This is a genomic window from Leifsonia sp. 2MCAF36 (genome assembly GCF_052115525.1).
Classification (GTDB): Bacteria; Actinomycetota; Actinomycetes; order Actinomycetales; family Microbacteriaceae; genus Leifsonia.
This window is the reverse complement of the sequence record NZ_JBFRGV010000001.1, coordinates 387,551-411,700: the sequence shown is the minus strand read 5'-3', so window position 1 is coordinate 411,700 and position 24,150 is coordinate 387,551. Positions and strand designations below refer to the sequence as shown.

The 24,150-nt window shown below is 69.1% G+C and carries 18 protein-coding genes and 2 pseudogenes; 14 read left to right on the top strand and 6 right to left on the bottom strand.

Annotated features, from left to right (window positions below):
• Positions 1-414: 414 nt before the first annotated feature.
• From AB4079_RS01850 to AB4079_RS01835, 4 genes and pseudogenes are all read right to left on the bottom strand, one after another.
• Positions 415-567 (bottom strand): annotated as a pseudogene (locus AB4079_RS01850) (DapH/DapD/GlmU-related protein); the annotation flags it as partial.
• 87 nt (positions 568-654) lie between these two features.
• Positions 655-780 (bottom strand): annotated as a pseudogene (locus AB4079_RS01845) (hypothetical protein); the annotation flags it as partial.
• A gap of 227 nt (positions 781-1,007) precedes the next feature.
• On the bottom strand, positions 1,008-2,138 hold the full coding sequence (locus tag AB4079_RS01840) for a substrate-binding domain-containing protein (RefSeq protein WP_441785573.1): 1,131 nt from the start codon (positions 2,136-2,138) through the stop codon (positions 1,008-1,010).
• Complete coding sequence (locus tag AB4079_RS01835; protein ID WP_441785572.1) at positions 2,135-4,129, bottom strand: heparinase II/III domain-containing protein; 1,995 nt, start codon at positions 4,127-4,129, stop codon at positions 2,135-2,137. The genes AB4079_RS01840 and AB4079_RS01835 overlap by 4 nt, the downstream gene beginning before the upstream one ends.
• 122 nt (positions 4,130-4,251) lie before the next feature.
• Here AB4079_RS01835 and AB4079_RS01830 point away from each other — a divergent pair, with 122 nt between their 5' ends.
• The 11 genes from AB4079_RS01830 to AB4079_RS01780 all read left to right on the top strand — a co-directional run bounded on the left by AB4079_RS01830 (position 4,252) and on the right by AB4079_RS01780 (position 15,471).
• Positions 4,252-6,210 (top strand): DUF2264 domain-containing protein, encoded by a 1,959-nt coding sequence (locus AB4079_RS01830; RefSeq protein ID WP_441785571.1) that lies wholly within the window; start codon positions 4,252-4,254, stop codon positions 6,208-6,210.
• A 50-nt stretch (positions 6,211-6,260) separates the two neighbouring features.
• Positions 6,261-7,565, top strand: a complete 1,305-nt coding sequence (locus AB4079_RS01825) for an ABC transporter substrate-binding protein (RefSeq protein WP_441785570.1) — start codon at positions 6,261-6,263, stop codon at positions 7,563-7,565.
• A 76-nt stretch (positions 7,566-7,641) separates the two neighbouring features.
• On the top strand, positions 7,642-8,574 hold the full coding sequence (locus AB4079_RS01820; RefSeq protein WP_441785569.1) for a carbohydrate ABC transporter permease: 933 nt from the start codon (positions 7,642-7,644) through the stop codon (positions 8,572-8,574).
• Positions 8,574-9,491 (top strand): carbohydrate ABC transporter permease, encoded by a 918-nt coding sequence (locus AB4079_RS01815; RefSeq protein WP_441785568.1) that lies wholly within the window; start codon positions 8,574-8,576, stop codon positions 9,489-9,491. Before AB4079_RS01820 ends, AB4079_RS01815 begins: the two co-directional genes overlap by 1 nt.
• Positions 9,492-9,496: 5 nt before the next feature.
• Entirely contained in the window at positions 9,497-10,168 is a 672-nt protein-coding gene (locus tag AB4079_RS01810) for a DUF624 domain-containing protein (protein WP_441785567.1), read from the top strand.
• 30 nt (positions 10,169-10,198) lie between these two features.
• A complete protein-coding gene (locus AB4079_RS01805) occupies positions 10,199-11,389 on the top strand; it encodes a glycoside hydrolase family 88 protein (protein ID WP_441785566.1) in 1,191 nt (396 codons plus the stop codon).
• Positions 11,390-11,417: 28 nt separating this feature from the next.
• The gene (locus AB4079_RS01800) at positions 11,418-12,323 is read left to right on the top strand and encodes a fumarylacetoacetate hydrolase family protein (protein WP_441785565.1); all 906 of its coding nucleotides are present in this window, start codon (positions 11,418-11,420) and stop codon (positions 12,321-12,323) included.
• Positions 12,320-13,084 (top strand): 2-dehydro-3-deoxy-D-gluconate 5-dehydrogenase KduD, encoded by a 765-nt coding sequence (gene kduD / locus AB4079_RS01795; protein WP_441785564.1) that lies wholly within the window; start codon positions 12,320-12,322, stop codon positions 13,082-13,084. The genes AB4079_RS01800 and kduD overlap by 4 nt, the downstream gene beginning before the upstream one ends.
• A 55-nt stretch (positions 13,085-13,139) precedes the next feature.
• Positions 13,140-13,970 (top strand): 5-dehydro-4-deoxy-D-glucuronate isomerase, encoded by an 831-nt coding sequence (gene kduI / locus AB4079_RS01790; RefSeq protein WP_441785563.1) that lies wholly within the window; start codon positions 13,140-13,142, stop codon positions 13,968-13,970.
• Positions 13,971-13,975: 5 nt separating this feature from the next.
• Positions 13,976-14,872, top strand: coding sequence for a sugar kinase (locus tag AB4079_RS01785; RefSeq protein ID WP_441785900.1), 897 nt, complete (start codon positions 13,976-13,978; stop codon positions 14,870-14,872).
• A complete protein-coding gene (locus AB4079_RS01780) occupies positions 14,869-15,471 on the top strand; it encodes a bifunctional 4-hydroxy-2-oxoglutarate aldolase/2-dehydro-3-deoxy-phosphogluconate aldolase (protein WP_441785562.1) in 603 nt (200 codons plus the stop codon). Before AB4079_RS01785 ends, AB4079_RS01780 begins: the two co-directional genes overlap by 4 nt.
• Here the strand turns inward: AB4079_RS01780 and AB4079_RS01775 are convergent.
• Positions 15,443-16,615, bottom strand: a complete 1,173-nt coding sequence (locus tag AB4079_RS01775) for a substrate-binding domain-containing protein (RefSeq protein ID WP_441785561.1) — start codon at positions 16,613-16,615, stop codon at positions 15,443-15,445. The genes AB4079_RS01780 and AB4079_RS01775 overlap by 29 nt on opposite strands.
• 167 nt (positions 16,616-16,782) lie before the next feature.
• On the opposite strand from AB4079_RS01775, the gene AB4079_RS01770 reads away from it, so the two are divergent.
• The 3 genes from AB4079_RS01770 (at position 16,783) to AB4079_RS01760 (ending at position 23,592) form a co-directional block, all read left to right on the top strand.
• Positions 16,783-22,230 carry a fibronectin type III domain-containing protein gene (locus tag AB4079_RS01770; RefSeq protein WP_441785560.1) on the top strand — a complete coding sequence of 1,816 codons (5,448 nt, stop codon included), beginning with the start codon at positions 16,783-16,785 and terminating at the stop codon, positions 22,228-22,230.
• 122 nt (positions 22,231-22,352) lie between these two features.
• Entirely contained in the window at positions 22,353-23,255 is a 903-nt protein-coding gene (locus AB4079_RS01765) for a nucleoside hydrolase (protein ID WP_441785559.1), read from the top strand.
• Positions 23,256-23,307: 52 nt separating this feature from the next.
• On the top strand, positions 23,308-23,592 hold the full coding sequence (locus tag AB4079_RS01760) for a LacI family DNA-binding transcriptional regulator (protein ID WP_441785558.1): 285 nt from the start codon (positions 23,308-23,310) through the stop codon (positions 23,590-23,592).
• A gap of 181 nt (positions 23,593-23,773) precedes the next feature.
• On the opposite strand, the gene AB4079_RS01755 is transcribed toward AB4079_RS01760, so the two are convergent.
• Positions 23,774-24,148 carry a twin-arginine translocase TatA/TatE family subunit gene (locus tag AB4079_RS01755; RefSeq protein WP_441785557.1) on the bottom strand — a complete coding sequence of 125 codons (375 nt, stop codon included), beginning with the start codon at positions 24,146-24,148 and terminating at the stop codon, positions 23,774-23,776.
• Between the last annotated feature and the right edge of the window lie 2 nt (positions 24,149-24,150).

Below are 24,150 nucleotides of genomic sequence, written 5' to 3'. Positions count from 1 at the left end.
GACCAGGCTCAGTGGGTAGCGGAAGCTGGAACCGAGCAGGTCGAGGGCGTAACCGGCGGACAGGACGTGGTACGCCGAGTCGTCGTCGTTCGTTGCCGGATCGGCGAGCGAGCCGTCGGGCTCCATGCGGGGGATGCGGCCAGTCGCAGCATCCTGCCATCCGCGCAGACGCTCGGCCTGTTCGTCGGCGGCCAGCTGCGGAGGAGCGGTGCCGAACAGAAGATCGGCGACTTCGATCGCGTCGGCCTGTGCGCGCACGGTCGGCTCTGCGCCCGGCCGGTCGATGAAGAGCAGGCGATCCGCATCCCAGGAACGGTCGAGGATACGGACACCCTGCTCGCGGGCCTGCTCTGCAAACTCGGCGAGGCGCGAGCCCAGATCGCCGCGCGGGGGAGCGGCGTCGGCCGGCGGGATGCGCCACCGGATGTGTTTCGCGGGGTTGCCGCCGACGATTGAGCCGGCGGGGACGTCTTTCGTGACGACCGCGCCGGCGCCGAGCACGGAGTGGTCGCCGACCGTGACGCCGTCCAGGATCACGACGTGCGACCCGATCCAGACGTCGTCGCCTACCTGGATGCCCTGTGTCGTGAGCGGCTGCCGGTAAACGGGGATGTCCGGATCGCTCATGCTGTGGTTGAAGCCGAGGATCGACGTGTGCGCACCGATCCGGACGCCGTCGCCGAGCTCCACTCGTCCCCGGACGACCGTGTACGGGTTGATACTGCAGTCGGCGCCCGCTCGGAGGGACCCGGTCAGGTAGGCCCCGGCGGCGACGTACATCCGATCGCCGAGCCGCAGCTCGTCCGTGTCGACCGCTGCGAGCCCGGAGACGAAGCATCCGTCGCCGATTTCGTGGTCCGGGCGCACAGCGAGTGACCGCAGCGTTTGACGCTGGCGTTCCCGTGCGGATTCGTCCGCCTCGGCCCAGAACCTCCAGGGTGAATAGTCGAGCGTGTCCACCGCAGACCCCGCGGAACCGGGCGACGGGCGGTGGATGCCGGGGCCGGTCACGCTCCGCGCGCCGGAGCCGGCGCGGTGGAGGCCCGCACATTCAGGGCCGGGTTCACGGTTACGCGATGAACGGGCCGTGCCGGATCCTCGAGGCGCCGCAGGAGCAGGTCGACCGCCGCCGCGCCGAGCGCTTCACGCGGCGGCCGCACGGCGGTGAGCGCGGGGGAGAACATGGCGGCGACCTCGTCGTCGTACGCGATGATCGACAGATCCTCCGGCACACGTATGCCGCGGGCCAACGCCAGGTCGGCGAACGCCATCGCCTCCGGGTCGGGGTGGACCAGCAGCGCCGTCGTCCCCCGCTGCACCGCGGTGTCCAGCGCCGCGTCGACCGCTGCCGAGAAGTCCGGGCTGGTGCGGTCGGGCAGGAACGACTCGAAGTGCTCCGTCGGGGTGAGGTCGAGCTCGCGGCACGCCGCATCCCACCCCCGCGAAATCTTCCGCGATGTGGGCGAGTCGCGCGAGATCACGAGCCCCACCGTGCGGTGACCGAGGCCGGCCAGGTGCCGTGCGGCGAGCACCGCGCCCAGCGCGTGGTCGGAGGTCACCGACTCCACCGGCTCATTGCCCGGAAGCACGACCGCCTCGCGCTCGACGAGCACGCTGGGGACGCCGCATTCGGCGAGCCACTGGATGACGTCCTGCGCGTGCGGGGTCTCGGTGTTCGGCGCCACGATCAGGCCGTCGACGCCCTCGTCGTTGACGAAGCGCTCGAGCACCGGCCGCTCGTCCTGCAGCGAATACGACGCGGCGCGGACCAGCAGCCGCACTCTCCGGCGGCGGGCCTCCTGCTCCATGCCGCGGGTAACGCCCGGCCAGTAGTAGTTGAGCGACGGGACGAGCACCGCGATCGTGCGAGCCAGGGCCGGCTCCGACGTCGACGACGGCGCGTCCTCGTCCCCCTCGTCGGCGATCACGACCGGCGGGACGGCCCCGCCGTGGATCCGGACGAGCAGCCCCTCGTCCTCCATCTGTGCGAGGTCGCGGCGCAGGGTGACGGGGGAGACCCCGAGCTCGTCGATGAGCTGCGAAATCCGCACGACCCCGTCGCGGGAGAGCGACGCGAGCACGTGCGAGCGACGCGCCGGCGCGAGCAGAGAGTAGTTGCCGTTGCCGTTGTCGTTCATCGGGATTCCTCTGGGGTCGTTACGAACAGTTCTACCGTGACAGAGAGCGCGCGCCGGTCCGTGACGACGAGGTCGAGGCGGGTGAGTCGTGTACCCCACACGGAGGCGAGGAGCGGGTCGTCGAGTTCGAGCTCGGTGGTGCGTGCCTCGACACCCGATGGCCAGCGCACGACGACGGGTCGGGCGCCCTCGACTGGGACGATGTGCGCGTCGCCGTCGGAGAGGCGCACCTCGCCGGCGAGGAGCATCCGGACGGTCGTCTCGGGCTCCGGGCCGCCGGCTGTCCACGGGTCGAGATCCCACACGTCGTCGACGTGCACGCGAGCGACCGCACCGCGGTCGAGCCGCACCCGGCGATGCCAGGAATGGAGGCCGGGCACGTCGTACGCACCGGCGAGGTCGAGCGCGATCCCCGCATCCTCGCGACTGACCTGGCGCGCCGTGAACTCGGCTCCGGCGGACTGCGGCACGCCACGTACTTCCGGCACCGAGTGCCACGAGCTCTGCATGGTCCAGATGTCGTAGCGGCGCGGACCGAACGTCTGCGCCGTGTACGTCGGGCGACCGGCGTCCACCACCACCGGCACCCCGTCGACCGCCACGATGAACGAGCCGACGTCGTTGTGGTTGTGCGACTCACCGTTGTGGCCGCCCTTGGCTGCGAGCGTCAGGCCTCGTGCAGTGCCTGCGGCCTCGCGGACGACAGCGAGCTCGACCGAGGGGAGCCAGACATCCCGGGGCAATGGGGGCTCTGCGGGCGTCGCCGTCACCCACTGCTCGTCGGCGATGGCGCGCAGCAGCCGCCCGAGGCCCTGCTCCTCGGTTGCCGATGGCGTGCCGGGCGCGCGGTGGGAGGCGGCGAACGCTTCCGCGTCGCCGTCGCCGAAGCGCCGCGCGGCGCGGTGGAGGGCCGACCAGGGCAGTCCCGACGGCGGCTTGGCCCGGCCGTCTGCGACGTTGACGAACCACTCGTCGCCGAGCTGCATCGAGTGGGGGTAGGCGACCGTTGCCCGGAGCGCCAGGATGTCGGCGGCGTACGCATCGACCTTCCCCTCCGTCGCTGAGGCGAGGAGGTCCAGCGCCTCGAGGGCGCGGAGTGCGCCCTCCCACCAGTAGCCGTAGCCCTCGTCGATGGCGCCGTCCTCGGGGAGCACGGCGACGAAGCGGTCGAGATCTGTCGCCGCGGTGGCCACCGTGCGCGCCCGCACCTCGGCCTCGCCGGGCCCGTCGAGCAGCCGCAGCGCGGCGGCCAGCACGTTGGCGTGGATCCAGGCGTTCCAGTTGATGGGGGTTCGCTCGTGGCCGATCCACCACCAGTCGCGCCGGTTGAGGAAGGGCATGAAGACGCGGCGGGACGCCTCGAACCGGATGCGCGCGCGCAGGCCGGGGTATCGCTCGTCAAGGGCATCTCCGAGCACATGGTCCGCCCACGCCAGCTGGGCCACCGCCTCGCCCGCACCGAGGTCGAGGAAAGGGTCGTCGGCCACCGGAACGACCGAGCCGTGCCGGGCGAACGAGTCGTCGTGCGCGGGCCAGCACCACGAGCTCTGCTCGCACAGCAGCGTGATGCCGTCGGCGACGTCGTCGATCCGCGCGTCGTCGAGTGTCACTGCTGCCGCGACGACGGCCCGGCTGAGCCGGCGCTGCCGGGCGAATGCCGCGTCCTCCCAGGCTGAGCGGTCGCCATCGCGGTGATACCGTGCGGCGTCGCTCGCCAGCGGCTGGGGCCACGGCGTGCCGTGCTCCTCTTCCGCTGCGGCCAGGATGCGGTCGATCGTCGGCCGGTCGGCGGCGATGGCCTCCCACGCGGTGCGGTCAGTCGCGGCCGGGACGGGCAGCGCGCGGTCCGCGGGCACCAGGAGAGCGGTGACATCCATCGGCCCGAAGGCATCCGCGAGGGGGCCGTGGAAGGCGAGGGATGCAGTGGATTCGGTCGGCACGGTTGTCCGGGGCTCCTCTCCGAGCGTGGCGGCGGCGTCGCCTGCCCGCATGCTGTGATCGAAAATGATCGTATCACGATCGGATTACGTGTTGTGATGATCGTTTCCGTTTGCTAATCTCCCAAAGTGATCGCATTGATCGTGGTCACGCCCAGCCATTCAAAGGAGAATCCGTGAGCACAGCGCCCGTCGCCATCCGCACGGACTGGACGCGTGACCAGTGGACCGCGCACGCGGATCGCCTCCTCGCCGGCGCTCGCCGCTGGGCATCCCCGGGTAACGGGCGCATCACCCCTCCGGGTGCCGAGGGCGGTTACGGCCGCGCCGTCGACGGGCTGGAAGGCTTCGCGCGCACCTTTCTCCTCGCCGGGTTCCGCATCGCGGGGGAGCGCGGTCAGGGCGTCGACGACCTCATCGACTTCTACGCGAAGGGCATCGCGACCGGCGTGGACCCGGACGCGCCCGACCGCTGGGTGCGCCCGGAGGAGCACGCCCAGGCGAAGGTCGAAGCCGCATCCCTCGCGCTGATCCTCGACATGACCCGTCCCTGGATCTGGGACCGGCTCGACGCCCTCACGCAGGAGCGCGTCATCCACTACTTCTCCCCGATCGTCGGAGACACCAGCTACCCGCGCAACAACTGGCTGTGGTTCCGGATCGTCGTGGAGACTTTCCTCCGCTCCGTCGGTGGTCCGTGGTCGGCGCAGGACATCGCCGACGATCTCGGGCGCCACGACTCCTATGTGCGTGCCGACGGGTGGATCGCGGACGGCGTCGAGCGCTCTTTCGACCACTACACCGGCTGGGCGCTTCACCTGTACCCCATTCTGTGGTCGCGCATGCAGGGCGCGGCCGAGCTCTCCGGCGGCCGCACCGCTCAGGACGTGGCCGCGCTCGATCGCTACCTCGTGGATGCCGTCGCCCTCGTCGGCGCGGACGGGTCGCCGCTCATGCAGGGCCGCAGCCTCATCTACCGCTTCGCTGCCGCCGCTCCGTTCTGGGCGGGCGTGCTGGCCGATGTGCCGTCGACGTCGGCGGGCCTGCTCCGTCACGCCGCGAGCCTCGAGGTGGCCCACTTCGCGGACGCTGGTGCGCCGAACGGGCAGGACCTGCTGACGATGGGTTGGCACGCCGACTGGCGCCGGCTCGCGCAGTCCTACTCGGGGCCGGCATCGCCCTACTGGGCGACGAAGGGGATGCTGGGCATCTCCCTGCCGGCCGACCACCCGGTGTGGACGGCTCCAACGGAGCCGCTTCCCGTCGAGCGGGGCGACGATCTGCGTGTCGTCCGCGCCGCCGGCTGGCTCGTCTCCGACACGCAGGCCGATGGCATCGTCCGCGTCGTGAACCACGGCACCGATCACTCGACTCCCGGCTCCTCCGTCGGCGATTCGCCGATCTACACGCGCCTCGGCTACAGCACGGCGACCGCGCCGCTGCACGACGGCCGCGCCTGGCGCGAGCCTCTCGAGCAGACCGTCGCCCTGGTGGACGACCGCGGTCGCGCGTCGCACCGCGCCGGGATGGAGTTCATCGACGCGCGACTCGACGGCGACGTCGCGGTCGGCGCATCCATCGCCGACGCCCACTGGATCGATCCGGCCGAGGTGCAGACGCGCCACGGATCCGGCATCACCGGCGTCACGACCGCAGCCGGCCGCATCCTCACGGTGTCGCTGGTCCGCGGTCCGTGGGAGGTCCGCCTCGTCCACGTCGAGGGCGTCGACCCGAGCGCGAGCGTCCTGCGCATCGGCGGATGGCCCCTCGCCTCCGACGCCGCCGTGGCGGTCTCCGCCGACGCATCCCTGGCCCGCGTCGCCGTCGCGCGTGGCGACGGCCGGCTCGAAAGCACCGTCCGGCTCATCGCCGGGTCAGGAGCCGCGGCAATCGTCGAGCGGAACGACGCGAGTCCGCTCGGATCCACCGCAGCCGTTCCGGTCATCGAGCGGGATGCGGCGGCACCCGACGAATGGACCGCTGTCCTGGTCACCCTCGACGCCGCCCAGGCCGGCGCACCCGAGCAGGCCGCGGTCGCCTTCGAGGACGGGCAGGTCGCCGTGAGGTGGCCGGACGGTCGGACCACCGCCCACGACCTCACCATCTTCCGTTCCGCAACCCCGACGGACCGGTAGCCCAGACCCGGCATTCATGACCGGGACCATTGCAAAGGAGCAGCATCCACATGAATCGCAAGTTCGCAGCCGCGGCGGCCGTCACCATCGCCGCCACGCTGTCGCTCGCGGCCTGCAGCGGCGGTGCATCGACCGCACCCACGGCCACGTCCGACAACAAGCCCGTCACCATATCGGTCTCAGGGTGGAGCCTGACGACCACGCCGGAGTTCCAGGTCCTGGCCGACGGCTTCCACAAGCAGCACCCGAACGTCACCGTCCAGGTCAAGGATTACGACGCCGCCAACTACGCGACGCTGCTGACCGCCGACCTCGCCGCGGGCACCGCCCCCGACGTCGTCGCGATCAAGCAGGTCACCGACATGGTGACCTTCGCCTCGGGCGGACAGCTGGTCGATGTCTCCGACGTCAAGCTGAGCGACGGCATCAAGGGCGCGAGCTCCTACAAGCTCGATGGCAAGCAGTACGCCATTCCCTACCGCCTCGACGGGAACGTCCTGTTCTACAACAAGGACCTCTTCAAGGCGGCCGGCGTGCCCGCCCCCGACGGCACGTGGACGTGGGACGACTACACCGCCGCCGCCGAGAAGCTCAAGACCGGCCTGAAGTCGGCTGGCAGCTCGGCGCTGCCCGCCTACCTCCACACCTGGAACTCGCAGGTGCAGAGCTTCGCGACCGCGCAGGCGCCGAAGGCCGACATGCTCTCGGGCAACTACGCGTACATGAAGCCGTACTACGAGCAGGCGCTGAAGATGCAGGACGAGGGACTGCAGCTGCCCTTCGCCACCGCGTCGGCCAACAAGACGACCTACCAGGCTGAGTTCGGCAAGCAGCAGGCGGCCATGGAGCTCATGGGCTCGTGGTACGTCGCAACGCTCCTCGCCCAGCAGAAGAGCGGTGACGCCGACAAATTCCAGTGGGGCATGGCTCCGGTGCCGCAGCGCACGTCGGCGACCGCCGGCACGGACAAGACGCCGGTGACCTTCGGCGACCCCACCGGCTTCGCGATCAACGTCAAGGCCGACGGTGCCAAGCTCACCGCGGCGAAGGAGTTCCTCTCCTACGTCGAGAGCGAGAAGGCCGCAGAGTCGCTCGCGCAGATCGGCATCTCGCCGGCGCTCGTCACGGATGCGGTGACGAAGAGCTTCTTCGGTCAGCAGGGCATTCCGACCGACTCGCTGTCGAAGTTCGCATGGGGCAACCAGAAGATCGCCCCGCAGAACCCGCCGTCGCCGAAGACGCCGATCGCGTCGACCGCGCTGACCGCGATGCACAGCGCGATCATGACCGGTTCGACGTCGCTCGACAAGGCCATCAGCGACGCCGGCGCCCAGTTCAAGAACCAGGCCGGCTGAGCCGACCCACCGGGTGGGGCGCGTCCCCAGCGCGCCCCACCCCACCCCTCACATCCCCGAACCGTAAGGACGAGCAATGACGGCGATCGCCACCGACGTCGACACGTCGCCGACCCCGCCCCTCCCGCGGCGCAGGTCGCGACTGCGGATGCGTAACACCCTCATCGGCTGGAGCTTCATCCTCCCGAACTTCCTGGGCTTCGCGTTGCTGACGCTGATCCCCGTCGTGACGCTGTTCTATCTCGGCTTCACGAACTGGAACATCTTCGGAACCGCCAACTGGACCGGCCTCGCGAACTTCCAGCGCCTGCTGGGCGACACGACGTTCCACACCGCGGTGGCCAACACCTTCTACTATGCGATCCTGCACATCCCGCTGACGTTCGTCGTCTCGTTGGGACTGGCTCTGCTGCTGAACACCAAGCTGCGCGGTGTCGCCTTCTTCCGCACGGCCGCCTTCTTCCCGTACATCACGTCGATCGTCGCCATCGCGGTGGTCTGGAACCTGTTGTTCAGCCCGCAGTACGGCCCGATCAATCAGCTCCTCCACCTCATCGGCATCGCGAACCCGCCGACCTGGCTGCAGTCCACGACGTGGGCTCTCCCCGCCACGGTCATCGTCAGCACCTGGCGCGACATGGGCTACTACATGATCCTGTTCCTCGCGGGCCTGCAGACGGTGCCCCGCGAACTGCACGAGGCGGCCCGCGTCGACGGCGCGAGCGTCTGGCAGCGGTTCTGGAATGTGACCATGCCGTGTCTGCGGCCGACCACCTTCTTCGTGACGGTCATGCTCACGATCAACTCGTTCAAGGTCTTCGACCTGATCCTCGTCATGACGAACGGTGGTCCGGGCAACGCGACCCTCGTGCTCTCGCAGTTCATCTACCAGACCGCGTTCGTGCAGAACCAGTTCGGCTATGCCTCGGCAGCATCCATCGTCCTGTTCTTCATCTGCATCGTCGTGACGATCATCCAGTTCCTCATCAACAAGCGACGGAGTGCCTGATGAGCGCGATCACCGAACCCGAAACGCTCCAGCGGAGCCTTCAGGAGCTCGCCGAGCGCCCGCCCCAGCGCGACACCCGCGCACCACGGAGCCGCCTGCACCGCGTCGGCCGCGTCGTCGGCTATGTGGTGCTCGTCATCGCCGCATGCGCGCTCCTCGTCCCGTTCTTCTGGATGGTGTCGAGCTCGCTCAAGCCCAACAACGATGTCTTCTCGGTCCCGGTGAAGTGGCTTCCGCAGACGTGGGACTGGAGCAACTACGTCAACATCTGGACCCACTCGAACATCATCGTCTGGATCCGGAACACGCTCGTGCTCGCGGTCGCCGTGACGATCCTCCAGGTCTTCACCGGCTCGTTCGCCGCCTACGGGTTCGCGCGCATCAAATTCCGGGGTCGTGATGCGCTTTTCCTGGCATACATCGCGACCATTGCGGTGCCGTGGCAGTCGTACATGATCCCGCAGTTCATCATGCTCTCGAAGATGCACCTCGCGAACACGCTGTGGGCCATCATCCTGCTCCAGGCGTTCAGCGCCTTCGGCGTGTTCCTGATGAAGCAGTACTACGAGACGATCCCCGAAGAGCTCTCGGAGGCGGCCCGCATCGACGGCCTCAGCGAGTACGGCATCTGGTGGCGCATCATGGTGCCGCTGTCGGTTCCGGCGATGGCGAGCCTCACGCTCCTCACGTTCGTCACGGTGTGGAACGACTATCTCGGTCCGCTCATCTACCTGCGGAACCCGGATCTGTGGACCCTGCAGCTCGGGCTGCAGACGTTCGTGAGCAACCAGTACGCCGCGAACTACGGCCTGATGTTCGCGGGCCTCGTGATCTCCGTCGTGCCGATCGGGATCGTGTTCCTTTTCGGGCAGAAGTACTTCGTCGAGGGCATCGCGACCAGCGGATTGAAGGGCTGAGCGCCATGCGACGGATCTCCCACGGCGCAGCCTCCACCATCTTCGACGTCGTCTACCTCGGCCTCGCCACCAACCTGATGCTCGCGCTCGCGTGCCTGCCGCTGCTCGTGCTGCTCATCGGTACCAATCCGGCTGAGACATGGCCCTACCTCGCGGCGACCGCAGCGCTCGCCGCCCCCGGCTGCAGTGCGGCGTTCACGGTGTTCCGTGAGCACGGGCAGAACGGCGCCGGACCGGTGCGGGCGTTCCTCCGCGGCTATAAGGCGACGTGGCGCAAGGCGCTGGCGATCGGTGCGGCAACGGCTGCGCTCCTTGTCGTGCTGCTCGGTGATGTGCGCGCGCTCGCGTCGTCGGCAGTCGGGGTCGTCGTCGTTCCGCTGCTCCTCATGCTGAGCGTGCTTGCGCTGGCGGCGGCGATGCTCTCGCTGGTCGCGATCGCGGAGGTTCCCATCGCCCGGCTGCGGGATGTGCTCCGCGCGGCCGTCCTCCTCGGCGTGCGGCGCTGGCACCTCAGCCTCGTGTCGCTGCTGATCGGGGCCGTGCAGATCGCCCTGTTCGTGAACCTTCCGGCGATCGCCGCCGGAGTGACCGCCGCTGCCGCGCTCTACCTGATCTGGGCCAACTGCCGTTACACGCTGCGCCCTGTGCTTCCGGCCGCCGTGCCGGTGACCGACTGACCTCTGATGAATCGACAAGGACTGCCACGCATGACCTCTCTCTCCTCCGCGCCGGGACACACCGGCGCGATCCAGACCGAAGCCCGCGCGGCACTCGAGACCGCGATCGCGACGACCCGTCGCAACGTCGAGAAATTCGGTGCCGGCTACCCCGACGACACGACGGCTGACGGCGTCTATCCGCCTCGTCCGGCGTTGCGCGACATCCCCGAGGGCGGCAACCACGGCTGGACGACGAGCTTCGTACCGGGCATGCAGTGGATCGCGTGGGAGGCCACAGGAGACGACGCGTTCAGGGAAGCCGCGCTGCGACACACCCGCGACTTCGAGCGCCGCGTCAACGAGGGCCAGGACCTCGACACCCACGATCTCGGCTTCCTGTACAGCCTCTCGTGCGTCGCCGCGTGGCGCCTCACGGGGGATGAGGATGCGCGTCAGGCCGCGCTGGCCGCAGCCGACCACCTGATGACCCGCTTCCTGGAGCCGGCCGGCATCGTGCAGGCGTGGGGCGACCTCTCCGACCCGCGCCAGGCCGGCCGCACGATCATCGACAGCCTGATGAACATGCCGCTGCTGACCTGGGCCCACGAGCAGACGGGCGACGAGCGCTACGCCGACGCGGTCCGGCGGCACACGCTGCAGCTGCGCGACCACATCCTGCGGCCGGACGATTCGACCTTCCACACGTTCTACTGGGATGTCGAGACCGGCGAGCCGCTCCGAGGTGCGACAGAGCAGGGAGCGCACGACGACTCGTGCTGGGCGCGCGGACAGGCGTGGGGCATCTACGGCTTCGCCCTCAACTTCCGCGCCACGGGCGACGAGCGGTTCCTCGAGGCGTCGCGCCGCTGCGCCGCGTACTTCCTCGCGCACCTTCCCGCCGACGATGTCGCGTACTGGGACCTCGTGTACACGGACGGCAGCGACGCCCCGCGCGACAGCTCGGCCGCAGCCATCGCCGTGTCGGGGCTCCGCGAGCTCGCCATCGCCGAGGACGACCCCGAGGCTGCCGCGCGTGCGACCGAAGCCGCGGACCGCATCCTCGCCTCGCTGATCGAGAACTACACGCCGGCGGATGATGTGTCCGACGCTCTCATCCTGCACGGCGTCTACAACCTCCCCGGCGACCACGGCGTCGACGAGGGCACCCTCTGGGGGGACTACTTCTACCTGGAGGCGCTGATGCGCACCGTCGATCCTGAGTGGCGGCTCTACTGGTGAGCCCGGCACGTTCGGAGCGGGAGCCGTCATGCGCCTCGTAACCTACCGAGAGGCGAGCGGCGATCGACCCGCTGTCGTCGTCTCGAGCCCCGGCGGCGATCGCCTGCTCGACCTCTCCGCGGTCACGCCGCGCGTCGAGCAGATCCTCGCGGACGAATCCCTGCTCGCGGAGGTGCGTGCGGCGGTCGAGACGACGGATGCGGCGACCCTGCCGGCACTCGAGAGTGTGGCGCTCGCCGCGCCGGTGACGCCGGGCAAGATCCTGTGCCTGGGCTACAACTACCGCGGGCACGTGCCCGACGGCGTCGACCCGACGGCGAACGATCCGGAGTGGCCGGACGTCTTCGTCAAGACGTCGAACACCCTCGCCGGTCCCGACGACGCGGTCGCCATCCCGCCCGGTGCCACCGACGTCGACTACGAGGGCGAGGTCGCGATCGTCATCGGGCGCCGAGCCCAGCGCGTCTCGATCGACGACGCGCTGAGCCACGTCGGCGGCTACACGATCCTCAACGACGTGTCCGACCGGGCATGGCAGCGGCGGCAGAGTCAGTGGGCTCTCGGCAAGTGCTCGGACGGGTTCGCGCCACTCGGCCCGTGGGTCGTCACGCCCGACGAGGTGCCCGATCCGCAGGATCTGCTCGTCGAGGTGGTCCGCGACGGGGTCGTCACCGTCTCGCAGTCGACCTCGACCACGATCTTCAGCGTGGCGTTCGTCATCCACCACCTGAGCCAGGTGCTGACCCTGGAGCCGGGCGATGTCGTCTCGACGGGGACACCGCAGAAGCTCCCCGAGGCGCAGGAGGCGCATCGGCCGCTCGCGGACGGCGACGCCGTCACCGTGCGCATCTCCCGGATCGGAGAGCTCACCACCCGCTTCGTGTCCCCCCTCACTCCCTCGACGACCGGCACCCCGCAGGAGGTCCACGCATGATCCTCGATTCGTTCCGCCTGGACGGGAAGGTCGCCCTCGTGAGCGGCTCGAGCCGCGGGATCGGCCAGGGCGCCGCGATCGCGCTCGCCGAAGCCGGCGCCGATGTGGCGCTCCTCGACCGGGGCGACGCGTCCGGGACGGCCGACCGCATCCGCGCGCTCGGTCGCCGCGTCCACCCGATCCGCCGCGACTTCGCCTCCGCGAGCCCTCAGGAGCTTGCGGACGCCGTCAGCGAGGCCGTCGCCGAGCTCGGCGGCCTCGACATCCTCGTCAACAACGCCGGCACGATCCGCCGCGCCCCGGCGGCGGAGTACCCGGCCGGTGACTGGGACGATGTGCTCACGGTCAACCTGGACGCTGTGTTCCACCTCTCGCAGGCCGCCGGTCGCCACATGATCGCGCAGGGGAGCGGCCGCATCATCAACGTCGCGTCGATGCTGTCCTTCCAGGGAGGCGTCTTCGTCCCCGCCTACACGGCGTCCAAGCACGCGGTCGCCGGACTCACGAAGGCCCTCGCCAACGAGTGGGCGGCCTCCGGCATCACCGTCAACGCCGTCGCGCCCGGCTATATGGCGACCGACAACACCGCGGCCCTGCGCGCCGATGCGGAACGCGAGGCGTCCATCGTCTCCCGCATCCCGGCCGGACGCTGGGGCACGGCGGCCGACCTCCAGGGCGTCTTCGTCTTCCTCGCCTCGGACGCCGCGGCCTACGTCACCGGCGCCATCGTGCCGGTCGACGGCGGCTGGCTCGTCCGCTGAGCCGCCGACACCCTCGAACCCGAACACCATCCGCCGACATCCGAACAGGAGCATCATGGCCACCCCCATCGAGCAGCGCTACGCGACCAACCCTGCCCAGATCCCGGGCATGACGACGCAGCAGCTGCGTGAGACATACCTCATCCCCGAGGTGTTCGTCCCGGGCGAGATCCGCCTCACCTACACGCACCACGACCGCATCGTGCTCGGCGGCGCGACCCCGGCCGGGGGCGTGCTGGAGCTCGGAGGCTACCCCGAGATCCGCAGCGACTACTTCCTCGAGCACCGCGAGCTGGGCATCGTGAACGTCGGCGGCACCGGAACGGTCACGGCGGACGGCGAGGGATACGAGATGGTGAACGGCGCGTGCCTCTACCTCGGCCGCGGCATCCGTGAGGTGTCGTTCGCCGGCGACGCGGCGCAGTTCTACCTCTTCTCGGCTCCCGCGCACACGAGCCACCCGGCCGCGCTGGTCTCGCCTGGCGAGGGCAACGTGCGCGAGCTCGGCGACCAGGTGACGAGCAACCGTCGCACTCTCAACCAGTACATCCACGAGAACGGCATCGCGAGCTGCCAGATCGTCATGGGCGTGACGCAGCTGCACCCGGGCTCCATGTGGAACACGATGCCCGCTCACACGCACGATCGTCGCACCGAGTGCTACCTGTACTTCGCCGTGCCGGAGGAGGCGCGCGTCATCCACCTCCTCGGTGAGCGCGAGGAGACCCGTCATCTCGTCGTGGCCGACCGGCAGGCGATCATCTCGCCGAGCTGGTCGCTGCACTCGGGCGTCGGCACGGCTGCATACTCGTTCGTATGGGCGATGGCGGGCGAGAACCAGACGTTCGACGACATGGATGCTGCGCCAGTGACCGACCTCGCGTGAACGGGATGCTGCTCGCCGCCGGCGAGACGATGGCGATGGTCGCGCCGCGCGCGGCTGAACGTCTGCACGCTGCCGACGCCTTCCGGGTCGACGCGGGCGGTGCGGAATCGAATGTCGCGGGCCACGTCGCCGCCCTCGGGCACCCCGCGGCGTGGTTCAGCCGGCTGGGTGCGGATCCGCTGGGCGACCGTATCCTTCACCGCCTCGCCGCTCGAGGCATCGACGTATCGAAGGTGGTCCGGGATGCGGCTCATCCGACCGGACTCTACGTCAAGGACCCCGGCCACGGCGTGCACTATTACCGCAGCGGGTCGGCGGCGTCTTTCCTCAGCGCGGCCGACGCCGACGCCGTCGAGTTCGACGGCGTCGGTGTGCTGCATGTGTCGGGCATCACGGCGATCATCTCGCCATCCGCCGCGGAGTTCCTCGACCGCCTCATGCTCCGTGCGCGCGAGGCCGGAGTACTCGTCAGCTTCGACGTGAACCACCGGCCCACGCTGTGGGATGCCGAGACCGCCGGTGCGGTTCTGGAGCCGATCGCGGCGCATTCGGACCTCGTGTTCGTCGGACGCGACGAGGCAGAGCGACTGTGGGGAACGGCCACGCCCGCCGAGGTGCGCGCGCTCCTGCCCGACGTCGGAGAGCTCGTCGTGAAGGACGGCGCGCACGGTGCGACGACGTTCGCGGGCCACGATGCCGTGTTCGAACCGGCGCTGCGGATCGAGGTCGTCGAGGAGGTCGGGGCGGGCGACGCCTTCGCCGGCGGCTACCTCGCGGCCCTGCTCGACGATCTGTCCGAAGGGCACTCATCCATCGACCGACGACTGCGCGCGGGGCATGCCCGTGCGGCCCTGGTCCTCGCCACCACGAGCGACTGGGTCGAAGAGGAGGAACAGGAATGACCGACTGGTTCGAGGAGACCTTCGCCCAGGCACCGCTCATGGCGATCCTGCGCGGGATGGGAGTGGAACGCTCGGTGGCGCTGTCCACGACGGCGTGGGATCTCGGCATCGACGCCGTCGAGGTGCCGCTGCAGACCGCTGCCGACGACGAGGCGCTCCGCGCGGTCGTGCGCCTCGGCGAAGAACGCGGCAAGGTCGTCGGCGCCGGCACGATCCTCACGGTGGAGCAGCTGGATGCGGCGGCCGCCGCCGGTGCGCGCTACGTCGTGTCGCCGGGCCTCGACCCCGCCGTGGTGCGCGCGGCGCAGGAGCGCGGCATCCCGATCCTGCCCGGCGTGGCGACGCCCAGCGAGGTGCAGGCGGCGCTCGCCCTCGGCCTCACCTGGCTCAAGGCGTTCCCGGCGACCTGGCTGGGACCGGGGTGGTTCGCTCACATCCGAGGACCGTTCCCGCAGGTCCGTTTCGTCGCGACCGGCGGTCTGAACGCCGCCAACGTCGGCGACTACCTCGCCGCGGGCGTTCGGGTCGCGGCCGTCGGCTCGGCGCTGGAAGACCCGGCACAGCTCGAGCTCATGGCGCAGTTGCTCGCGCGACGCTGAACCCCGGCGCCGGCGCTGTGACAGCGGAGGCCGTCAGCGGCACCGGCGCCCGCGTCGACGCGCGGGCGTTCAGCTCGGGCAGCACGTACGTGCGCTGCACCGGACGTCGGGCGCCCTCCGTCAGGCGCGCCACCATCGTCTCCACCACGAGCCGTCCGACGTGCTGACGCGGCGGGTGCAGCGCCGTGATGGGCGGCTCGGCGCTCGGCGCGACCTCGTCGTCGTACGCGATGATCGCGAGGTCGTCGGGAATCGACCAGCCGTGATCGAGCGCGTGCTGCTGCAGCAGCACGGCCTGCGGGTCGGAGTGCACGAAGAGCGCCGTCGTCGATGTCTCTCGGCAGCGCTCCAGCAGCCGGGCGATGTAGACCTGCCGGGCGTCGACATCCATCTCCTCCAGCGTTGCGGCGACGTCGACCGCGCACTCGAGCCCGAGTTCGCCGATCGCCCTGTCCCAGCCGCGACGCAGCTGCCATGAGGTGGGCGACCCGGTCGAGGTGAGGATGCCGACGCGCCGGTGACCGAGGCTCGCGAGGTGGCCGACGGCGAGCGACCCGCCGAAGACGTGGTCGGTGGTGACCCACTCCAGGCTCGTGACCGCGAGCGAGGACGGCGCGCGACGCTCGGCGAGCACCACCGGGATCGGGAGCGATTCGAGCCAGCCGAGGAGCGCCCGGCCATCCGCGCCGAGGGTCTCGGGCGCGGCGATCAGGCCGTGGAGGGTTCCGGACTGCACGAGGGTGGCGATCTGCCGTCGCTGGTCGTCGACGGAGTAGCTCGCGCCGCGCAGCACCAGCTGGACGCCCTGCTCCGTCGCTGCCGACCGGGCGCCCACGATGATCTGCGGCCAGTAGTAGCTGAGGGAGGGCACGACCATCCCGACGCGGAACCGAACGGGCGCATCCGTCGACCCGCCGACCGGGACCGTCGTGTCGAGCCGGCTGCGCAGGGTCGCCCCGCCGTGGACGCGCGTGAGGAGACCGCGGTCGGCGAGGTGGCCGATGTCCCGCCGGATGGTGAGCTCGGCGACGTCGAGCTGGCGCGCGAGATCGGAGACCCGGACGGACCCGGAGCGCCGCAGCTCGTCGAGGATGCGTTCGCGCCGCGACACGGCGAAAGCCGGCGGATCGGAGGTGTCCTTCATGGGGCGCCACGTTACCGCGGAAATGTCCGGAACAGAGCGGATAGGTGCGAATCACTGCGATTCAGATCGTTTGTGTTCGATTCGATGTCGCGCCGGTCCACCGCGTTGGAGGATGACACCCGCAGAAGGAGATCGCCTCATCGTGGAGGCGGAGAACGGAGACACAGATGTCGGAGGCGATGACGCTCCGCGCCAGGTCCAGCCGGAAGGTCCGCGGGGCCGTCCTGACCGTTGTGGTGAGCGCCGCGGTGGTCGCATCATCCGTCGGCTTCCCGGCTATCGCGCAGGCAGCGGTGACCGATCCCGTCGCCGTCACGGTGAACGGCGCAGACGTCGCCACAGCCGCCAAGAATGTCAACGGACTCACCTTCAAGGGCTTCGGCCTGCTCTCGGGCAACTCGACCAGCTCGCTGCTGATGGACTACAAGTCGCAGCATCCGGACACGTACTGGCAGCTCATCCAGACGCTCTTCGGCGGGTCCAACCCGATCATGAACACCGTCAAGATCGAGATGGGCAACGACCGCAACACCTCCACCGGCCCCGAGGCCGCGACGATGCGCACCCGCGCCGAGTACCCGAACGTGCAGCGGGAGCCGGGGTTCCAGCTCGCGGCCGACGCCCAGAAGGTCGCCGCGGGCACCGTGCACGTCAGCCTCCTGCGCTGGAGCCGCCCGACGTGGGTGGCGACCGATGCCGACCAGTACATCTGGTTCAAGAACACTGTCCTCGCCGCCTACCGCGAGTACGGCATCATGGTCGACTCGATCAACCCCGACACGAACGAGACCAGCACCCCGAACACCTCGCTGTACGAGTCGTTCTCGGGCTGGCTGCGCAACGACACCAAGGGTTATGAGGGCGCGACGGCCGGCGACCCCAACAACGGATTCGCGAGCGCCGGGGAGGCGCAGCTGTTCCACAGCATCAAGACCATCGCGGCCGACACGGTGGGCACCCCGCCTGTGTCGTTCGGCAACGCGATGACGGCGACGGACCCGGCGCTGCGCAACGCGGTCGACGTGGTCGGCTTCCACTACAGCAGCGCGGACGACTCCAACGGCAACCTGAAGAAGCTCGCGCAGCAGTTCGACAAGGAGGTGTGGAACTCCGAGGGCCAGTCCACCTTCTCGAACTCCGCAGACCGGCCCAACAACAACGCGAGCGACGAAGCAGGCGGCAACGGCACGCAGTTCGGCGGCGGCAACAGCGCGCTCGAGATGGGCAACTGGATCACGACAGGGTTCGCCGCGGCCAACCGCACCTTCAGCATCTTCCAGCCCGCGATCGGGTCGTTCTACGACGGCATGCAGTACTCCTCGAAGGAGCTCGTGAGCGCCCGCGACCCGTGGTCGGGCTGGACGTACTACGACGGCGGCCTGGACGTCCTCGCCCAGTTCACGCAGTTCGCGAAGCTCGGGTGGGAGAACTCGGACAACACCGCCGGCGTCTGGCGGGCGATCCCGCAGGCGTCGGCCAGCCAGCTCGGCACGGGCAACCCGCCGAGCGGCGCCCGCACGGGCGGGGCCTCGTACACGACCCTCGCGGCTCCGGATGCCTCCGACTTCTCGACGGTCATCGTCAACGACAGCAAGTACACGCGCACCTACAAGATCGCGGCCAACGGGCTGAACCTCGGCGACGACAAGACGATGGAGCTGTGGGAGACGCGGGCGGCGGATGCCGGCCAGGCCTACGACGCGAACTACCTGAAGCCGGTCGACGAGATCTCGCCGGCCGACGATGGGTCGTACACGTTCACGGTGAAGCCGTGGTCCACGCTGACCGCGACGACGCTCGACCACGCCACGAAGGCGGCCGACGGCTCCCCGACGCCGAAGGCGGGCTACGGCAACACGCTGCCGACCTCCACCGAGTACACGGCCGCAGACGGTGGTCGTGACGTGCTCGACACGGACTCGTCGGGCAACACGAACGGCGTGACCGACGACGCCTACCTCTACGCCGACGACTTCGACTACGCGAACGAGGGGAACGTCACGACGTACGACTCCGCGACGGGCACGCTCGTCGACAGCGGCGAGTCCTACCTCGACAGCCGAGGCGCCAAGGCGAAGCCGGCCGGAACGCCGGGTGTGTCGACAGCCGACAACGGGGCCACTCCGCGCTACACGAACGACACGAACGGCGCGTTCGAGTCCGTCGCGACGAGCGACTCGGTGCACGGTCGCGTGCTGCGGCAGCAGGTCGGCCCCGGCATGGCCGGCAGCGCCTGGAACGCCGGCGACCCGAAGACCACGATCGGCGACAGTCGTTGGGCCGACTACACCGTGTCGTCCGACGTGCAGTTCGAGGCGACGGCCTCGGGCCAGTACGCAACCATCGGCGCCCGGGAACAGGGCGGCACGGCGAACGCGCAGAGCGTCTCGGCCGCCGAACTGAAGGTCGACCCGACCGGCGCCTGGACTTTCGCGCGCTTCGGCACGACCGTCTCCAGCGGCACCGTGGCGGGCGACGCAGGCGTCGCGTTCAAGGCGGGCGCCGGGGTGTGGAACAACCTGGCGGTGACCGTCGCGGGGTCCGTCTACAGCGCATCCATCAACGGCAAGCAGATCACCACGTACACGGATGCGTCGCCCCAGGCGACCGGCCGCATCCAACTCGGATCGAGCTTCACCTTCGTCGACTTCGACAACCTGAAGGTGACGACCGTTCCCGGCTACACGCAGTACTACACGCAGCTCATCGACGGCATGCACCAGACCAGCTGGGCCAACCGCTCCACGCCGGTCCTGCAGTTCGACAGCGGCTGGAGCAACATCAACGGCCAGGGCATGTTCGAGTACCAGCGCACCGCGTCGAACAGCACGCGCCAGGGCGCCTCGATGACCTACACCTTCACCGGCACCGGACTGGACATCATCGGCACGAACACCGGTAAGCCGACGCTGAACGTCACCGTGGACGGGAAGCAGGTCGTCGCGAACGCGCCGACCGTCGCCTCCGGAAGTGAGCGCACCGCGTTCGAGTTGCGCGGCCTGAAGAACGGCACACACACCGTGGTGTTCTCGACCGCCAACGCCAGCCCCATCAACGTGGACGCGGTGGGCGTCATCACCGCGAATGCGGAATCGGCGAAGGTCGACACGACGGCCCTCGCCGCTGCGGTCGCGAAGGGCGACGCGCTCAATGCGGACGACTGGAGCACGGACTCGTGGTCCCGCGTGAGCGCGGTGCTGACGGATGCCCGAGCCGCCGTCGCCGACCCGTCGGCCTTCGGCCTCGACGCCGAGGGCGCCGCTGCGATCAGTGCCCGGCTGACGACCGCGATCGACGCACTCGTTCCAAAGGATGTCAGCACGGACGTGCGCGATCTCGGTATGACCGCTGTCACGACAGCCGGCCGCTCGTTGCCGAAGACCGTGTCGATCGACGGTTCGAGGGTGGCGGTGACGTGGGATGCCGCATCCCTCGCGAGCGTCGCGTCGACCGCCGAGCTCGGGAGCTTCACGGCGACGGGACGCACGACGGACAAGACCTCTGCCGGCGTGTACCAGCGCTTCAGTGTCGTCATTCTGATGGTGCCCGCGAACCTCGCATACTTCATCGACTCCGGCGCATCGACGTCCACCGCGCCGTCGGCGTACGCAGCGGTCGCAGGACTCGATCCGTACCTGCAGAACGCCGTCGCCGACCAGAAATGGGACGGCACGACCGCGGGCTCCACATGGGGCTACTCCACGGCAGCGACCACCGTCGCCGCCGGCACACCGACCGACTGGGGCTCCTCCTACGTCGGCGCCGACTTCAGCAAGCCGGTCACGTACCACCTCAGCCTGCCCGCTGGCAGCTACAACGTGGTGGGTGTGCAGGCACCGCGCGCCGGCCTGACGACGAACATCTACTCGAAGGTGGGCGTCCACGGAGGAACGGCCACGACGGTGACGGCGTCCTCCACTGGGACGGCGACCCCGATCGCCCAGCGCATTACGCTGGACGCGCCAGCCGTCGTCGACCTGGAGTTCGGCACGAACGGAACGAGCGGTTACAACGCCCGGCTCGCGCTCGCCTACGTCCAGACGCTCCCGCGCGACCTCGGCGTGCAGGGGACGCTTGGCCTGAAGGATGCGCTGCCCGACACGGTGAAGGTCGGCGGCGCGGACACGGCGGTCACCTGGGATGACGCGTCCGTCGCCCAGCAGCGCTCCCTGTACGGCAAGCTCTCCGTCTCGGGGACGATCGGCGCCGACAAGGTGCCTGTGGTCGCCTCGTACGAGGTGATCCCCCAGGGTCTCGTGTACTTCATCGACGCAGGCACGAACGGCGTCGCCTCGCCGGAGTACGCCGCGGTGAAGCAGTCGGTCCCGACCCTCCTCAATGGCACCGTCGACCAGGCGCAGCCGGCTGCCGACCAGTGGGGCTACGACCCCAACGGGATGGTGACGAAGTCGACGACCGATATCAACGACAAGTCCTCAACGGGGCTGTACCAGAACACGACCCGCCTGACCTATCACCTGCCGCTGGAGGCCGGCACGTACACGCTCACCGGCGGCTTCACCGAATGGTGGAACCTGTCCCGGTCGATGTACCAGACGGTGTCGGTGAACGGGACGGAGCTCGCAAAGGGGAGCATCCCGCTGTCGGGCACGAACACGCCGCTCACGGCGGACCTCACCTTCACGCTGGATGCGCCGGCCACTGTGGACTACGTCGTCACCAACGAGGGCGCGGGAAGCGAGAAGCCCGTCATCTCGTGGCTTGCCGTAGCCGACGTCACCAAGCCCGCGGCTCCCGCGGACGTGAAGGCTGTCGCCACCGGCGACACGTCGATCAGGGTCTCGTGGGCCGCGTCGTCGCCGGCGGGCCTCGGGTTCACCGGGTACCGGGTGTACGACGGGGATGCCGGCACCCCGGTGTGCACGACCTCGAAGACCTCGTGCACCATCACGGGCCTCGACCTCGGCTCGACGCACACCTACACCGTGACGGGCGTCAACCAGCTCGGCGAAGGTTCGCCCTCCGCGGCCTCGAACCCGGTGACGATGCCGGAAGTGGTGTCGAACGATGGTGCGACCTCGGCTCCGGGCAAGGCGGTGCTCTCGTCGAACGACGGGTGGGACAACGGCCTGAAGGACGGCACGTTCGACGTCACGATGAACCTGTGGTGGGGCGTCAACGGCCAGCTGCTCAAGCTCTACCAGGACGGCACGCTGGTGAAGTCGGTGCGCCTGAAGATGATGTCGCCGCTCGGCCAGCAGGCGGTCGTGCACATCGACGGCCTCACAAACGGCACCTACACGTTCACCGGCGAACTGGAGAACTCGAAGGGCACGACGGCGACCCAGCCGCTCACGGTGAAGGTGACGGATGCGTCGCCCGGCACACCCGTGCTCTCCGCGAGCGCCCAGCGTGCAGACGGCTCGTTCACTCTCTCGGCGGATCTGTGGTGGGGGACGAACGCGAGCTCCTACACGTTCCGGGAGGGGAGCACGGTGATCGGCTCGGGCAGCCTGACGGCCGCCACGCCGGGCGCCCAGCACGCGTCGGTCGTCGTCACGGGGGCAGCCCCAGGGACCCACACCTACACGGTGACGTTCGCCAACGCGGCCGGCTCCACCACGAGTAGGCAACTCACCGTCAAGGTGCACTGACCCGGAGCTGCGGGAGCTGTGGCGAAATGGGTGAGATTGTGAGACGGCCGATAGAGTTCAGTCCCGCACCTCCGCTCCTGCCAAGAGTGGCGGCGCATTCGACGACGAAGTGAGGGAGACCGATGAAGCGCCGCCTGATCATTGACACGGACGCCAAGAACGAGGCTGACGACCAATTCGCCATCGTCCATGCTCTTCTCTCGCCGTCGATCACGGTCGAGGGGATCATCGCTGCGCACTTCGGAGAGCACCGCACGTTACGGAGTCTGGAGGAGAGTCGAGAGGAGATCGACATGATCCTGAGCCTGCTCCATCTCGCCGACGACGTGATTGTGGTCAACGGGGCGGAACGCGCAATGATAGACGCTGCCACTCCTCAGGACTCCGAAGGTGCACGCTTCATCGTCGAGGAGGCTCGTCGCCCGGGACCCCTGTTCGTGATCTTCTTGGGACCGTTGACGGATATGGCCTCTGCCCTTCTGCTCGACCCGACGATCGCGGATAACTCGGAGTTGACCGTTGTGTGGATCGGTGGCACCCCGTACGACGACATCGTCGGAGCCGAGCACGGCGAGTTCAACCTGTCCAACGACATCGCCGCGGCGAACCTCGTCTTCCGCTCTCGGCTGCGTGTCTGGCAGATTCCGATGAACGTGTACCGCATGGTCTCGGTCGGCTACGCCGAACTCGAAGAGAAGGTGGCTCCCCACGGCGAGCTCGGCTCATATCTGGTCCGGCAACTCAAGGAGTTCAACGCAGAGCATGAAGATCCGGAGATCGAATACCGCTCGCTTGGCGACTCGCCGGCGGTGAGCGTGGTGCTGAACCCGCTCGGCGCTGTCTGGCGAGATCGACCTGCGCGGGTGTTCGATGAGCAGGCCCGGATGACGAACGTCGCCGTCGAAGGGAAATCGGTCCGGGTCGCCGACCACGTGGATGTGCGGTTCCTCCTCGAGGACATGTTCGCCAAGATCAAAGCTCACGCCGAAGCCGGGTCTCGCCCCGGCTCTGTCGGACGCCGATGACCGCCAACGCAATCTTAGGATCGTGAGCTAGAACGTATCCACACTTTCCGAAGTGGCAGCGCACGCCGGCGTTTCGCTTGCGACGGCATCCCGCGCACTCAACGGAAGCTCACGCCGGGTGAACGCCGAACTGTACGAGCGTGTGCTCGCTTCTGCGCGGACCCTCAAGTACAGCACCAACGTCCAGGCGCAGGCGGTCGCGCGAGGGGCAAGCAATCTGGTCGCGCTGGTCGTTGGCGATGACTCGATTCGCTGGGCGCACGCTGCTGGGGCGGCTCTCGCTCGCGGATTCGTTCCCCGAGCCGGGGGCGGAGCAAGACCGTCCCGTCGACGGTGAAGCCGGAGAGCTCGTGGACGAAGGACGTCGCCTCTCGATCGATAGCGACGTCAACGGGTCCGTAATCCGGGTGGAAGCTGTGGCCGCGCATCCACTGCCCGCCGAGGATCTGCTGCCACTCGAGTATCCCTCGGAAAGTGGTGATCGTGGCGTCCGGGTCCGGACAGGATCAAGGCATGCCTCATTCGGACTGCGGCGGCGTTCCGCGCTGTGCTGGGATGCCGTCCTGACTGGAGGAGGCAGGTGGCGGCTCCGCCCGCGGAGGCGCCGTAGCGTCACCGCCGGATGCGTCGGCCGGCTCCTCGTCGCTCGTCAGGGCGTCGCGGATGATGCGGCGGGGGTCGTACTGTCGGGGGTCGAACCTCGCCCAATCGATATCGTCGAACTCCGGGCCCACCTCCTCTCGGATTCGACCCGTTGTGTCCTGCGCGAGGTTTTTGAGAGTTCGTACGAAGCGGCCGAGGCCTGCGGCCGCGGCGGGCAGCCGTTGCGGCCCGAGGAGGAAAGCGGCGATCACAGCGATGATCACCAGTTTGTCGAAGGTGAGACCGAGCATGA

Bases quoted from the DNA above. Each gene is read 5' to 3' on its own strand.
- AB4079_RS01800 (WP_441785565.1), top strand. From the start codon at position 11,418: ATGCGCCTCGTAACCTACCGAGAGGCGAGCGGCGATCGACCCGCTGTC.
- AB4079_RS01805 (WP_441785566.1), top strand. From the start codon at position 10,199: ATGACCTCTCTCTCCTCCGCGCCGGGACACACCGGCGCGATCCAGACC.
- kduI (WP_441785563.1), top strand. From the start codon at position 13,140: ATGGCCACCCCCATCGAGCAGCGCTACGCGACCAACCCTGCCCAGATC.
- AB4079_RS01755 (WP_441785557.1), bottom strand. From the start codon at position 24,148: ATGCTCGGTCTCACCTTCGACAAACTGGTGATCATCGCTGTGATCGCC.
- kduD (WP_441785564.1), top strand. From the start codon at position 12,320: ATGATCCTCGATTCGTTCCGCCTGGACGGGAAGGTCGCCCTCGTGAGC.
- AB4079_RS01840 (WP_441785573.1), bottom strand. From the start codon at position 2,138: ATGAACGACAACGGCAACGGCAACTACTCTCTGCTCGCGCCGGCGCGT.
- AB4079_RS01820 (WP_441785569.1), top strand. From the start codon at position 7,642: ATGACGGCGATCGCCACCGACGTCGACACGTCGCCGACCCCGCCCCTC.
- AB4079_RS01815 (WP_441785568.1), top strand. From the start codon at position 8,574: ATGAGCGCGATCACCGAACCCGAAACGCTCCAGCGGAGCCTTCAGGAG.
- AB4079_RS01810 (WP_441785567.1), top strand. From the start codon at position 9,497: ATGCGACGGATCTCCCACGGCGCAGCCTCCACCATCTTCGACGTCGTC.
- AB4079_RS01770 (WP_441785560.1), top strand. From the start codon at position 16,783: ATGTCGGAGGCGATGACGCTCCGCGCCAGGTCCAGCCGGAAGGTCCGC.
- AB4079_RS01765 (WP_441785559.1), top strand. From the start codon at position 22,353: ATGAAGCGCCGCCTGATCATTGACACGGACGCCAAGAACGAGGCTGAC.
- AB4079_RS01785 (WP_441785900.1), top strand. From the start codon at position 13,976: ATGCTGCTCGCCGCCGGCGAGACGATGGCGATGGTCGCGCCGCGCGCG.
- AB4079_RS01780 (WP_441785562.1), top strand. From the start codon at position 14,869: ATGACCGACTGGTTCGAGGAGACCTTCGCCCAGGCACCGCTCATGGCG.
- AB4079_RS01835 (WP_441785572.1), bottom strand. From the start codon at position 4,129: ATGCGGGCAGGCGACGCCGCCGCCACGCTCGGAGAGGAGCCCCGGACA.
- AB4079_RS01825 (WP_441785570.1), top strand. From the start codon at position 6,261: ATGAATCGCAAGTTCGCAGCCGCGGCGGCCGTCACCATCGCCGCCACG.
- AB4079_RS01775 (WP_441785561.1), bottom strand. From the start codon at position 16,615: ATGAAGGACACCTCCGATCCGCCGGCTTTCGCCGTGTCGCGGCGCGAA.